Here is a 12839-nt window from a genome sequence, read left to right as displayed (position 1 = left end):
CGAAGAAAATAAATTTATCATTTCTAATATATTAATTTTCTGATTTTTCTGTAAGAGATAACTTACATTTAACCATAAATATTTCTAATTGCCCGGATTGAATTTTCGTTGTGGCAACAGGCAATTCGTGCCGTTTTTTTGGCACGCGCAAAGGGCAAAACCGGGCCTGATCAGCCTCCGGCAAGGGTCCCCGCCATGCCCTCGAGTTCGTCACCCTGCTCGATCAGGGTTGCGGCAAGCTCCTCCAGCACGGCCTCCTCGACCCCGACCTGCGCCAAGCTGGTGCCCGGCAGCTCGCCATGCGGTGCATCGCCGATGTCATGGCGTTTCAGCAGGTGATCGGTCAGCAGTACCAGGTGGGAATACACGGCGTGTTCACCGGAATAGTCCGGATTGTGGTGTTCACAGACCGCCACCCGGATCTCGGCTGGCATCTGCCAGGACTGCATCAACCAGGCGCCCAGCCGGGTATGCCCCAGTTCGAAGGCATCCCGCGCCTGCCCCATGCCCAGCAGGCACCGTTCCAGTGCCGTCACCGCGGCTTCCGGCTGGGCGGCAACCAGCTTGTTGAGCAGCTTGAACTCGGGCGGAAACAGGTGACCAAGCAGCAGAAAACCGAAGTTGTGCAGCAGCCCCGCCAGGTAGGTCATACCAGGTTCCGGGCGCAGGTCGCGCGGCATGCGCCGCGCGATGCCCTGAGCCAGGGTGGCGCTGTAGACGGCGTGGCGCCAGAAGGCGTGCAGACCCAGCGGTCCTTCGGCGGGATTGCGGAAGGAGCGGCCGGTGGCCAGTCCCAGCGCCATATTCATGACCAGGTCGAAACCCAGTACCCGGGTGATGGCGTCATGGATGGAGCTGATGCGGCCGCGGTAGCCATGCAGGGGCGAGGTGGCATAGCGCACCACCTGGGCGGCCAGACTGGGATCGAGTTCGACAATGGCGGCCAGGTCGCTGATATCGGCATCCGGGTCATTGCGCAGAGCGAGCACCCGCTGCGCCATCTCCGGCATGGGCGGCAGTTCGTAGACGCATTCGATCCGACGGCAGATATCGCCGTCGCGGGCGGACTGGTCAGCGGTCTCTGGCAGCATGATGGCGATCGATCCTGTCGGTCTGTAGCGGCAACAATGGGGCGGCAGTACCGGACTGTAGCAACATGCATTCCAATCGGTCCGCGCTCATCCCGGGTAACGTCAGGCCGGCGCAGGCCCTTGAACGCCAAAGCGGAACTGGATCACATTCGGAGGGAGACAGGACGCGGAGAACGACGAATTCTTGACTGGGTTGGCACTTTCCGCCGCCACCCGGCCCCGGATCAGTTGAGCTGCACCCGCTGCCCCCAGGGTACCCCGGCCTTGCCCTTGACCAGCCACAGCACCGGATAGGGGGGCTCCTGCCTGGGAAACTCGCCTTCGGCGTCGGTGAAATAGACCAGCAGGTCGGGGGCGCGGTCGCGGCGGGCGACGAAATCGAACACCGGGGTGAAGCGGGTGCCGCCGCCACCCTTGAAGTCGCGCGGCAGCCGGAACGCCTCCCAGGGCTCGTATTCCCAGGGTCCGTCCCCGGCCAGCTCGGAGTCACACACCAGCAGGGTGATGCGGGCACGGACCTGGCCCTTGATGGCATCGATCTCGGTGACGAACTCGGCCATCTCCTCGGGGCTGATGGACCCGCTGGTATCCAGCGCCACCACCACCTCGACCTGGGCGCTGCGCAGGCTGGGCAGGATGGCCGACCCCTCGCGCCGCGAGGGGCGGGAATAGTTGTAGTCATCGCGGGCCACCGAGGTGAGGTACCTGGCCAGCAGCATGCGCCAGGGCAGCTTGGGCGCGAGCAGGTGATCGACCAGGCGCGCCATGCCGCCGCTGAGCTTGCCGGCCTGCATGGCCTGCTGGGCCGCGCCGGCCAGACGCTGCTGCCACTGCACCTGCAGCTGTTCCTTCTCCGCCTCGGTGAGCGGTTTGGGTTGGGGCGCGCCGCCGGCGGACGGATCCAGCTCGCCCTCGGAGGCATCCCCGCCGTCACCGCCGTCGTCGTCCTGCGGCTGACCGTCGCCGCCGCTGCCGCCCCGGCCGCCCTCGGCCTCGTCGCTGTCGTAGAGATGATCGTCGAGGGTCTCGGGCTCATCGTCCAGGTCATCCAGGGCCGGGTAGATCTCCTCGGCGGTCATGCCGTCGAACGCGTCCATGATCAGGGCGTTGGGCGGCGGTTTCAGACCGTCCTTGATCAGCAGCGGATTGACGGCCAGGTCACAGGCCAGGTCCCAGCGATGCTTGACCCGGTGCTGGCGGCGGGCGAAGTGCGACAGGGCGCAGTGCAACGCCTCGTGGGCCAGCATGAACTGGGCCTGCTCCAGACTCAGACTGTCGATGTACTGGGGGTTGTAGTAGAACTTGCGCGCGTCGGTGGCAGTGGTTCTGCACCACTTCGGGTCGGCCGCGACCATGGGCAGGCGCAGCACCAGTGCGCCCAGAAAGGGCTTGTCCAGAATCAGCCGGGTGCGGGCCGCGCTCAGTTTGGTTTCGACATCCGCCGCCATGCCCGTTCAGCCTCACATGTCGTAGAGCATGACGTCGGCCACCGCCCTGGCCCAGCTGGAGAACTGGGGCACGTTGAACAGTTCCTGGCCGATGGCCCGGTGCATGTCCGAGACCAGCATCACGCCCATTTCCCGGTCCGGAAACTGGCCGGCATAATCGATGATGTGTCCGTACACGTCCTGGGCGTCGTCGGTGTCGCGGTAGCGGATGGCCCGCCCGACCAGGGCGCTGGCCACGGCATACTGCAGGTCGGTCTCCTTCGGCACCGGTACGGTCTCGCCGCGCACGATAGCATCCACGTCCGGGAGTTTGTCCAGGTTGTCCACGAAGGCACCCAGTTCGATGCCGGCCGAGGGACCGACGCAGGCCTGCAGGGTCTCGACCAGCAGCCGCGGCTGACCGGCGAATTTGTGCAGGGCGCGGTGGGCGAACTCCCAGGAGCGCGGCGAGGGGAAGGCCACCGGGTTGTGGGCAGGGTCGAAGTCGAACAGCAGTTCGGGCCGGAAGCGCAGAAAGGCGATCAGGCGCTCGTCGATACCATTGGCATAGGCCCAGGCCACCCAGTCGTCGAGATTCACGTCCAGCTCGAAGTGGGAGAAGCGGTTGGCCAGCGGTGCGGGCATGGTGTAGGTCACGCCGCGGTCGCCCTGGCGGTTGCCGGCGGCGAAGATGGCCCAGCCGTCCGGCACCCGGTACTCGCCCAGGCGGCGATCCAGGATCAGCTGGTAGGCCGCCGCGGACACGCTGGGCGGCGCCGAGGTGATTTCGTCCAGGAACAGGATGCCGGCCTCGCCGTGACGCTCGGCATTGGGCAGGATGGCCGGCACCGACCACTCCACGAAATCCCCCACCCGGAACGGGATGCCGCGCAGGTCGCTCGGTTCCATCTGCGACAGCCGGATGTCGATCACCGGCACACTGTGCTTTTCCGCGATCTGGGTGATCATCTGCGATTTGCCCACGCCGGGCGGACCCCAGACCATCACCGGGGTGTGGTGACCCTCTTCCGCGCTGAGAAATTCGCGTTCCAGGACCGTCATCAACTGTGAGGGCCGCATGCATCCTCCATCCAGGTTCAGCCGCCGGTCGCCCTGACCGGCACATCGACTCAAAAGCTCAATCTTACGCACATCAGCGCCAAAATGCATGGACCAAGGCCCTGAAAAATTCAAGGTTTTCAGCCTGTGCCGACACCGGGCCCGGCACCACCGACAGGGGCGGCACGCGGTTAAATAAACCTGCCCGCAGGTCGATATCCAGATAACAGCGGACCATGCCGGGCACGGGGTTTTGCCGGCCGATAAACAAGGTCAGGGCTTGGGTTGCGACACAAAAAACGAAAAGAGGCAACATGGGGCACCAGCCCGAGAATTTGGTCTGCGAGGAACGGACGAAGCCCTTTGCGCATTCGCCGCACGCAAACTTCGAAAGCGCCGGTTCTGGGTTGGACCACTGCTGGTCCACGCCGGCAGGGCGCTGCACCAGCTGGCACAAAACCACCGCTTCGATGCCATGGGGACCCTGCGTCCTGCTGCTGGCGGATCAGGACAGCATTTCCACTTTTCTGCATTTTTGATTCTCAGCGTTGCTGGGACGGAGTTTGGCCATCCTGGTTCACTTTTCCATGCGCAACGAACCGGCCCCCGCTTGCCGGCGCGTTCTGGCCGCCACACAGCTGGGACGTGGACCTCTGCCCCGCGACGACGGCACCGACCAGGAATTGGGTGCGCAAGCCGCGACCAGGCGGGGTGAATTTTCGCCATTCAAGTTCCGCCTGCCAGCGTTCACCCGCAGCTACCCAAGCCGCCATCCGCACATCGAACCCGACGCCTTTCCAACTTTGCCGGGGCCTGGTGGGTTGGCGCGTGAACAAGCACTTTTGCCCTCTCGAGCATGTTTTCAGTCGGCGTGGAACCAACTGCCCGAAGCCTTTGTTGCACCGGCCCCTTCGATGTTCATTCCTTTTGTCAAACCCGGTCCATGATGAGCAGCAGGCGCCACTTCCGGCCCTTTTGCAGCAGGGTGTTCCTGGGCCTTTCCCCGGTGTGGCCGATGTGCTTTGCAGTTCCAGTCCACCTGACCCGACCGGCAGCGACATCCCCAATCCCATCGACACGGCATCGGCCGCAAGCGGACTGGGTCTCATCGAGCCCTGCGCCAGCGGGTGCTCTAAAAATACATGGATATCCGGAAGTCGCCCACGCCTGAAAGGGATGTCTGACGTAGGTTCGGGTTACGCCTTTCAGGCTAAACCCGACCTACATGAATGCAGCTTGCCCGGCTCACCGGTCTTCCAGGTAACGGAAAACATTAATTCCGCAGGATGCGATCGTGATCGAAGGCCAGGGACGGTGGGATTCCACGCGGATGAATACCTCCAGATGCTTCGCCATCGTCCGCCGCCCTGCGGCTCGCCGACCGCCTGCCCGGACATAGACGCGCTTCACCGTGTTGACCCCCGCGGGTCCGGCCCGGGTCCGAATAGCAGCCTAACAGGAAATTGAGCTTTCCACAACGAGTAAAGTCTATTTGCGCGCCTCCGCGCACCGGCCGCCGGCCCTCCAGCCGCTCGCCCACGTCGACGAAACCACCGGCAACGCCCCGCCGTAAGGCGGGTTGCGCGCTCGATCAAGCCGACCGGACGCACCGCGACGGTTCGGCCAGTTCGCGATGATTCACGTCGACGGTTCCAGCAGTTTGGCGTCTCGGGTCTGGGATATGCGCAGGGACCGGATTGACGTTATTTACCTAAGTTATGCTAATATTTTCCGGGTTTTTCCGGTCGAAACCTCCGCCAAGGGTAACACCTTCCCCGCCTTCCGGCAACAGTGCCTTCTTTGCCAGGCCCGCGGGCGTGGCATGCCCCGGGTTTGATTCCCCAAGTAGTTTTTCCGACATGTCTTTTGTCCACTTTGACCTTTCCCCCGGACGCGGTCTGCGCCGGGGCATGGCCTGTATTTCCGGGCGTTCCTCCGCCCGGGGACGGGCGACTTGCACCGTATCTGGATTACCCGATGGGCACATACTTGAGAATGAACTGGTTCGGCAATCTGCGCGGCGACCTGCTCGCGGGCATGGTAGTCGCACTGGCGCTGATCCCGGAAGCAATCGCCTTTTCCATCATCGCCGGTGTGGATCCCAAGGTGGGACTGTACGCCTCCTTCTGCATCGCGGTCGTCATCGCCTTCACCGGCGGCCGACCAGGCATGATCTCGGCGGCCACCGGCGCCATGGCCCTGCTGATGGTGACCCTGGTGAAGGAACACGGACTGGAATACCTGCTCGCGGCCACCCTGCTTACAGGACTCCTGCAGATCGTCGCCGGCTATCTCAGGCTCGGTTCCCTGATGCGCTTCGTGTCACACTCGGTGGTCACCGGCTTCGTCAACGCGCTGGCCATCCTCATCTTCATGGCGCAGCTACCCGAACTCACCAACGTGACCTGGCACGTCTACGCCATGACCGCGGCGGGACTGGGCATCATCTATCTGTTCCCCTATCTGACCCGGGCCGTGCACTCGCCGCTGGTGACCATCGTCGTGCTGACCGCGGTGGCCATGCTGCTGGAGCTGGACATCCGCACCGTGGGCGACATGGGTCGGCTGCCGGACACCCTGCCGGTGTTCCTGTGCCCGAGGTCCCGCTCAATTTCGAGGGACCCCTGACATCATCTTCCCCCTATTCCGTCTCCCTGGCATGGTCGGCCTGCTGGAATCGCTCCTGCACGGCGACCATCGTCGATGACCTGACCGACAGCAGCAGCGACAAGAACCGCGAATGCAAGGGCCAGGGCGTGGCCAACATCGCCTCCGGGCTCATTGGCGGCATGGCCGGCTGCGCCATGATCGGCCAGTCCGTGATCAACGTGAAATCGGGCGGGCGCACCCGGCTGTCCACTCTGGCGGCCGGTGTCTTTCTGCTGCTGATGGTGGTGTTCCTGGGAGCCTGCTGGTCGCGCGATCCCGATGGCGGCGCTGGTCGCCGTCATGATCATGGTCGCCATCGGCACCTTCAGCTGGGAGTCGCTGCGCAACCTGAAGGCCCATCCGATGAGTACCAACATCGTCATGCTCACCACACGGTGGTGGTGGTGGTCGCCACCCACAACCTGGCCTGGGGCGTATTCGTCGGAGTGCTGCTGGCGGCCATGTTCTTCGCCAACAAGGTCGGGCAGTACAAGTATGTCGTCTCCGAACTCAGCGAGGACGAATCGACCCGTACCTACCGGGTGGTCGGCCAGGTATTCTTTGCCTCGGCGGACAAGTTCGTGGAATTCTTCGACTTCCGTGGGCCGTGGACAGGGTCGTCATCGACCTGTGCCAGGCGCATTTCTGGGACATCACCGCCGTGGCCGCGCTGGACAAGGTGGTGATCAAGTTCCGCCGCGAGGGCACCGAGGTGGAGATCATCGGTCTCAACGAGGCCAGCGCCACCATCGTCGACAAGTTCGCCGTGCACGACAAGCCCGACGCCGTGGAAAAACTGATGAGCCATTGAGACGGGAGCAACGCTATGACAAATGTAATCACCTGCATCGATGGCACCGATGTCTCCGCCGCCGTCTGCGACTACGGCGCCTGGGCCAGCCTGCGGCTGGGCGCGCCGCTGGAATTCCTGCATGTGCTGGAGAAGTCAGAATTCCCGGAACAACGCAACCTCAGCGGCAATATCGGCCTGGGCAGCCGCGAGGCATTGCTGGAGGAACTGGCCGCGCTGGACGAGCAACGCGGTCGGCTGGCCCTGGAACAGGGCAAGCTGATGCTGGAAGCGGCAGTGGCGCGCGCCAGCGCCCAGGGGGTCGAGCACCCGACCAGCCGGCAGCGCCACGGCAGCCTGGTGGAGACGCTGGCGGAGATGGAAGACACGATCCGCCTGCTGGTCATGGGCAAGCACGACGAGAACCTCGGCGAGCATGTCGGCAGCCGGCTGGAGAGCGTGGTGCGCACAATGCATCGGCCGATCCTGATCACCACGGCGCAGTTCACCCCGCCGCAGCGGGTGATGCTGGCCTTCGACGGCAGCGCCACCACCCGCAAGGGGGTGGAGATGGTCGCCAGCAGCCCCCTGTTCCGCGGCCTGCCCTGCCATGTGATCATGATCGGCAGCGACTCCGAGGCCAACCGTGAACAGCTGGCGTGGGCGCAAGGTATTCTGGAGAGGGCCGGTTTCGAGGCGCCGACCGCACTGCTCGGCGGCGAGGTCGAACGGCAGCTGTGCGATTACCGCGCGGCCCATGACATCGACCTGCTGGTGATGGGCGCCTACGGCCATTCCGTAATCCGTCGCTTCCTGGTCGGCAGCACCACCACCAGCGTCATGCGCAACGCCTCGGTTCCGGTGCTGCTGCTGCGCTGAGATGACGGGAGAATCAATTCACCACAAAGTACACACATTGATCAGGCGCGCACTGGAAGAAAACATCAATTCAGGGGCTTCTTGATCGTGAACCACAATTACGGCTGACACAGCGCCGGCCAGGGATAACCATCGCTTTTCAGGTCGGCCAGGTGTTCATCGACAGCGACCCGCCAGTCTTTCTGCGGCACGTACCCGAGTTTTTGCTCAGCATACCCGGTGGGGCATATCCAATCCTCACACAGGTGGACAATGGAGCGCGTCAGAAAGGGAGAAGAGCCGGGTAGAACCGGTTTGAGCGCCTCCATCAGCCAGCCAAACATATAACCCGCCCGGTAAGGCACGCCATATACCGGCTTCGGCACTCCCGCCTGTTGCGCGATATAACTTACAACCTCCCGCAGGGTTGGAAAATCCCTGCCACAGATATTGAAGGATTCATAGTCGTTGAGGTTTTCAGTCGTGGCCGCCAGCGTGAAGGCGCGGCCCAGATCGGTGTCTGCGACCAGCGGCAGGTGTTTCCTGCCTCCGCCGAGCCAGGGTACAAGATAGGTTTTCAGCCGCGGCACGATAGCCGGCAACATCCCCAGCCGGTTTCCCGCACCCACGAAATGCCCCAGACGCAGGGTGACCATCCGGGTACCGCGGCAACTGTTGATCCGCATATAGTCATCGACATCCATCAGGTAATCCAGATGCGGCCAGAAACCGGTATGCCGCTTCGCAGAGAAGTCGTCATGCATCCCCCCGGTAGCGGTGACTTCACCGATCACAACCGTGCTGGCCATCAGGAAGCGTTTCACCCCCTGCTCTATTGCCTGCTCGATCAGGTCACAGGTGGGCTCGAAAAACCGGCTCCGTTCGAGACGCTTATGCCCCCACATGGAAGCCCAGGTGCCGGCATGGCACACGACATCGATATCCCTGAGCAGTTCTCTCCGGTACGCCGGATCAAGGAGATCGCCGATCCGTGCATTTTCAGCATCCTGTGCATCGAGCCTCGATGCGTTCCGACAGGCGGCGACGGGCTCGACCCCCGAATGCTGCCTCAGTGCCCTGAGAATGTTTCCACCCAGAAAACCCGTTGCCCCGGTGACCAGTACACGCAGCTTGCCTGACTCGACCATGTCATCCCTCCTCCCGTTTATTTTTGTACCACTTGGTAAATAAAATACCGATCGGTATAATAATAGTCAAGCAATACTCACCTGACCGAGCCAACACTGACTCATGGAACGCGGACGACCCAGGAATTTCAATATAGAACAGGCACTTGATGCCGCATTGGATGTTTTCTGGCGTAATGGCTATCAGAACGCATCGCTGACGGAACTGACGCGGGCCATGGGTATCAGCAAACCCAGCCTGTATTCAGCCTTTGGCAATAAGGAGCAGCTGTATCTCAAGACGTTGCAGCGCTATCGGGAACAGCGGCTGCTTCGGCACGCGGAGGCGCTGGCGGCAGAAGCAGACCTGAAACAGGCACTGCGGAATTTCCTGCGTTCTGTCGCCGAAATGCTGACCGCCCCCGGGCTCCCCGGCGGCTGCATGGTGGTAAACAGCGCAGTTACCTGTGACATAGCCGCCCTGCCCCCGGCCGTCGTGGCCGCCATCCATGAGACTGTCGATCAGTCCTCGTTCACCCTGCTGAAGGACCGACTCGAAGCGGAATTGCGGGGTCGCAGTCTTCCTGGGGACACGGATATCCATCGCCTGGTGGATTATTTCACTGCAATCATGTGCGGCATGGCTGTAATGGCCAAAGTCGGCATCAGCCAGGACCGCCTGCTCGCTACGATTGAGCAGGCACTGGCCGTGTTGCCTGACCCTGTGTCTGACACCTGAGTTGAATAGCACTTACGGGTTGAATCCAGGCCCGTAATTCGGCGTTCCAGCGCAAGCTGAAACCCGCTGAAGCGCTGTACCCTGTTGGGTTACGTCGCTGCCGCGACCAACCAAACCTGCATGCATCGCCCCCTTCGCGCGCCTTCTTCACCATTAGGGTTCAAACCCTTCACTTGCCCGTCAGCCGCCGCCACTCGCGGCGGGCCTTCTTGTCCGGGCGGCCGTGGGGCTGGGGGGCGGCGTTGTGCTGCAGACGACGCTCGTCGCGCCGGGCCTCGCGGGCGGCGATGCTGTCCGGTTCCTCGCGATAGAGTGTTTCCGCCTCGCTGGCTGAACCGCGGCGTTCGGACAGCGCCGTCACCTCGATCCGGAATTCCAGTTCACCCTTGCGGATACGCAGCCGGTCACCGGGTTTGAGGCCGTGCGAGGGCTTGACCCGGCCGTCGTTGAGATGGACCTTGCCGCCGCTGACGGCCTCGGTGGCGAGATTGCGGGTCTTGAAGAAACGGGCCGCCCACAGCCACTTGTCGATGCGGACCTTCGCTTCAGTCACTGGGATTCATCCGCGGCCAACTGCGCGGCCTGCCACAGCTCGTCGAAGGACACGGCGCCGTCCAGACGCCGGCTGCCGATGAAAAAGGTCGGTGTGGCATGTACCTCGAGCTGGGCTGCGGCCAGGCGGTAGCGTTTGAGATTGTCCTCGAAGCGGGGATCGGACCAGGCCTGATCGCCGAGCGACTGCTCCAGTCCCTGTTCGTCAATGATCGCACGCAGTACCGCCTCGTCGCCGAGGTTGCGGCCGTCACGCAGGAAGGCCTCGAACAGGGCCCGGTGCAGGGGATAGAAGCTGGCCGCGCCCAGTTCCTTGGCCGCCTCGGCCAGCAGCAGCGCCCGGTGCGAATTCGTGGTAAAGGTATGCTCGGCGAACTGCAGGCCCTCCTCGGCGGCCAGCACATCCAGGGCGGCCATCAGCCGTTCCCAGGTCTCCGTGTCATAGCCGAGCTCGCGCACCGGTTGTCCCTCGGGCGGCGTCTCCGGATGGATCTCCAGCAGGCACCAGTTGATCCTGACCCGGAAGGCCTCGCGCAGCCGGTTCAGCCGCGCGTCGCCGACATAGCAGAACGGGCAGATGTAGTCCGAGAAGGCGGTTACCAGCAGTTCGGGCCGGGCATCACTCACACTTCACTGCCCGGCGACCTTCAGCAGCAGCCCGTTGAGACGGCGCACGAAGGCGGCGGGGTCCTCCAGCTGCCCGCCCTCGGCCAGCATGGCCTGTTCGAACAGCACCCGGGTCCAGTCGCCGAACTGTGCCTCGTCCTGCTCGGCCCTGAGCTGGGCGACCAGGGCATGGGTCGGATTGATTTCCAGGATCGGCTGCGACACCGGGACATCGTGGCCGGCCTGCTTGAGCACCCGCTGCAGGTGCATGGCCATCTCGTTCTCCTCCAGCACCAGGCAGCTCGGCGAGTCGGTGAGACGGTGGCTGAGGCGCACCTCCTTGACCTCCTCGCCCAGGACCTTCTGCATGCGCTCGAGGATGTCCTTGAACTCGCCCTCGGCCTGCTTGATCTCCTCCTGCTCCTTTTCGTCTTCCAGCCGGTCCAGATCAAGATCGCCCTTGGCGATGGAGACCAGCGGCTTGCCGTCATACTCGGTCAGGTGCGAGACCAGCCACTCGTCGACCCGGTCGGAGAGCAGCAGCACCTCGATGCCCTTCTTGCGGAACACCTCCATGTGCGGGCTGTGGCGCGCGGCGGTGTGGTTCTCGGCGCTGATGTAGTAGATCTTGTCCTGGCCGTCCTGCATGCGGGCGATGTAGTCGTCCAGAGAGACGGTCTGCTCGGCGCCGTCGTTGTGGGTGGAGGCGAAGCGCAGCAGTCTGGCGATACGCTCGCGGTTGGCGAAGTCCTCGGCCGGGCCTTCCTTCATGACCATGCCGAACTGCTGCCAGAAGTCCTGGTATTTCTCCGGCTCGTCCTTCGCCATGCCCTCCAGCAGCCCCAGCACCTTCTTCACCGAGGCGCCACGTATGGTGTCGATCATCCGGTTGTGCTGCAGGATCTCGCGCGAGATGTTGAGCGGCAGGTCGTCGGAATCGACCACGCCGCGCACGAAACGCAGGTACTGCGGCATCAGCTGGTCGGCGTCGTCCATGATGAACACCCGGCGCACATAGAGCTTGATACCACGCCGGCGCTCGCGCTCGTACAGATCGAAGGGCGCGCGTCTGGGAATATACAGCAGCGAGGTGTAGCTCTGTTTGCCCTCGACGTGATTGTGAGTCCAGGTCAGCGGCTCCTCGAAGTCGTGGGCGACGTGCTTGTAGAACTCCCGGTACTCCTCGTCGCTGATCTCCTTCTTCGGGCGCGCCCACAGGGCGGAGGCGCTGTTGACGGTCTCGTACTCGTCCTTGTCCTCGGCCTTCATCTCGATGGGCAGGGAGATGTGGTCGGAGTACTTGTGGATGATGTTGCGCAGGCGGAAGGGCTCGAGGAACTCGTCCTCGCCCTCGCGCAGGTGCAGAGTAACCTCGGTGCCGCGGCCCGGGCGGTCGACGTTCTCGATGGTGAACTCCCCCTCGCCCTTTGAGATCCAGCGCACGCCGTGCTCGGGGCCCAGGCCGGCGCGGCGGGTGGTGACGGTGACTTCGTCGGCGACGATGAAGGCGGAATAGAAACCCACGCCGAACTGGCCGATCAGGTTGGCATCCTTCGCCTTGTCACCGGACAGGGCCTCGAGAAACTGGCGGGTGCCGGACTTGGCGATGGTGCCGATGTTCTCGATCACCTCCTCGCGGTTCATGCCGATGCCGTTGTCGCTCACCGTGACCGTGCGCGCCTCCTTGTCATATTCGACGCGGATGCGCAGTTCGGTCTCGCCCTCGAACAGGGCGTCGTCGCCCAGAGCCTCGAAGCGCAGCTTGTCGCAGGCGTCAGAGGCGTTGGAGATCAGCTCGCGCAGGAAGATCTCCTTGTTCGAATACAGCGAATGGATCATGAGGTTCAGGAGCTGGCGAACCTCGGTCTGGAATTCCAGGGTCTCTTTCTGTGCCGCGACCGTCATGGGCTGGTAATCCTCCCGTCAGTTATCGATTCGGAT

Annotated in this window: 10 protein-coding genes and 1 pseudogene; 3 read left to right on the top strand and 8 right to left on the bottom strand. The window is 63.3% G+C overall.

Annotated features, from left to right (window positions below):
* Nucleotides 1–170: 170 nt before the first annotated feature.
* The 4 genes from D6C00_RS12670 to D6C00_RS12655 all read right to left on the bottom strand — a co-directional run bounded on the left by D6C00_RS12670 (nt 171) and on the right by D6C00_RS12655 (nt 4004).
* Nucleotides 171–1091 (bottom strand): HDOD domain-containing protein, encoded by a 921-nt coding sequence (locus D6C00_RS12670; RefSeq protein ID WP_125182036.1) that lies wholly within the window; start codon nt 1089–1091, stop codon nt 171–173.
* A 224-nt stretch (nt 1092–1315) separates the two neighbouring features.
* Complete coding sequence (locus D6C00_RS12665; RefSeq protein ID WP_125182035.1) at nt 1316–2539, bottom strand: vWA domain-containing protein; 1224 nt, start codon at nt 2537–2539, stop codon at nt 1316–1318.
* A 12-nt stretch (nt 2540–2551) separates the two neighbouring features.
* Nucleotides 2552–3598 (bottom strand): AAA family ATPase, encoded by a 1047-nt coding sequence (locus tag D6C00_RS12660; RefSeq protein ID WP_125182034.1) that lies wholly within the window; start codon nt 3596–3598, stop codon nt 2552–2554.
* Between the two features lie 73 nt (nt 3599–3671).
* Nucleotides 3672–4004, bottom strand: a complete 333-nt coding sequence (locus D6C00_RS12655) for a hypothetical protein (protein ID WP_125182033.1) — start codon at nt 4002–4004, stop codon at nt 3672–3674.
* 1550 nt (nt 4005–5554) lie between these two features.
* Here D6C00_RS12655 and D6C00_RS12650 point away from each other — a divergent pair.
* Together D6C00_RS12650 and D6C00_RS12645 are read left to right on the top strand one after the other, a co-directional pair.
* Nucleotides 5555–7037: pseudogene (locus D6C00_RS12650) on the top strand (SulP family inorganic anion transporter).
* 15 nt (nt 7038–7052) lie between these two features.
* A complete protein-coding gene (locus D6C00_RS12645; RefSeq protein ID WP_125182032.1) occupies nt 7053–7895 on the top strand; it encodes a universal stress protein in 843 nt (280 codons plus the stop codon).
* 98 nt (nt 7896–7993) lie between these two features.
* On the opposite strand, the gene D6C00_RS12640 is transcribed toward D6C00_RS12645, so the two are convergent.
* Nucleotides 7994–9022 (bottom strand): NAD-dependent epimerase/dehydratase family protein, encoded by a 1029-nt coding sequence (locus D6C00_RS12640; protein ID WP_125182031.1) that lies wholly within the window; start codon nt 9020–9022, stop codon nt 7994–7996.
* 103 nt (nt 9023–9125) lie between these two features.
* Between D6C00_RS12640 and D6C00_RS12635 the strand changes: the two genes are divergently transcribed.
* Entirely contained in the window at nt 9126–9740 is a 615-nt protein-coding gene (locus D6C00_RS12635) for a TetR/AcrR family transcriptional regulator (protein ID WP_125182030.1), read from the top strand.
* Nucleotides 9741–9909: 169 nt separating this feature from the next.
* Here D6C00_RS12635 and D6C00_RS12630 read toward each other — a convergent pair whose 3' ends face one another.
* Genes D6C00_RS12630 through htpG form a run of 3 tightly spaced genes read right to left on the bottom strand, consistent with a single transcriptional unit; the run spans nt 9910 to nt 12803 of the window.
* Nucleotides 9910–10293 carry an RNA-binding S4 domain-containing protein gene (locus D6C00_RS12630; protein WP_170165452.1) on the bottom strand — a complete coding sequence of 128 codons (384 nt, stop codon included), beginning with the start codon at nt 10291–10293 and terminating at the stop codon, nt 9910–9912.
* A complete protein-coding gene (locus tag D6C00_RS12625; protein WP_125182028.1) occupies nt 10290–10919 on the bottom strand; it encodes a DsbA family oxidoreductase in 630 nt (209 codons plus the stop codon). Before D6C00_RS12625 ends, D6C00_RS12630 begins: the two co-directional genes overlap by 4 nt.
* A gap of 3 nt (nt 10920–10922) precedes the next feature.
* The gene (htpG, locus tag D6C00_RS12620) at nt 10923–12803 is read right to left on the bottom strand and encodes a molecular chaperone HtpG (RefSeq protein WP_125182027.1); all 1881 of its coding nucleotides are present in this window, start codon (nt 12801–12803) and stop codon (nt 10923–10925) included.
* Nucleotides 12804–12839: the final 36 nt, after the last annotated feature.

It is taken from the genome of Thiohalobacter thiocyanaticus (assembly GCF_003932505.1).
GTDB lineage: Bacteria > Pseudomonadota > Gammaproteobacteria > Thiohalobacterales > Thiohalobacteraceae > Thiohalobacter > Thiohalobacter thiocyanaticus.
Note: the sequence above shows the minus strand (reverse complement) of the source record. Positions and strands in the feature narration are given on the sequence as shown.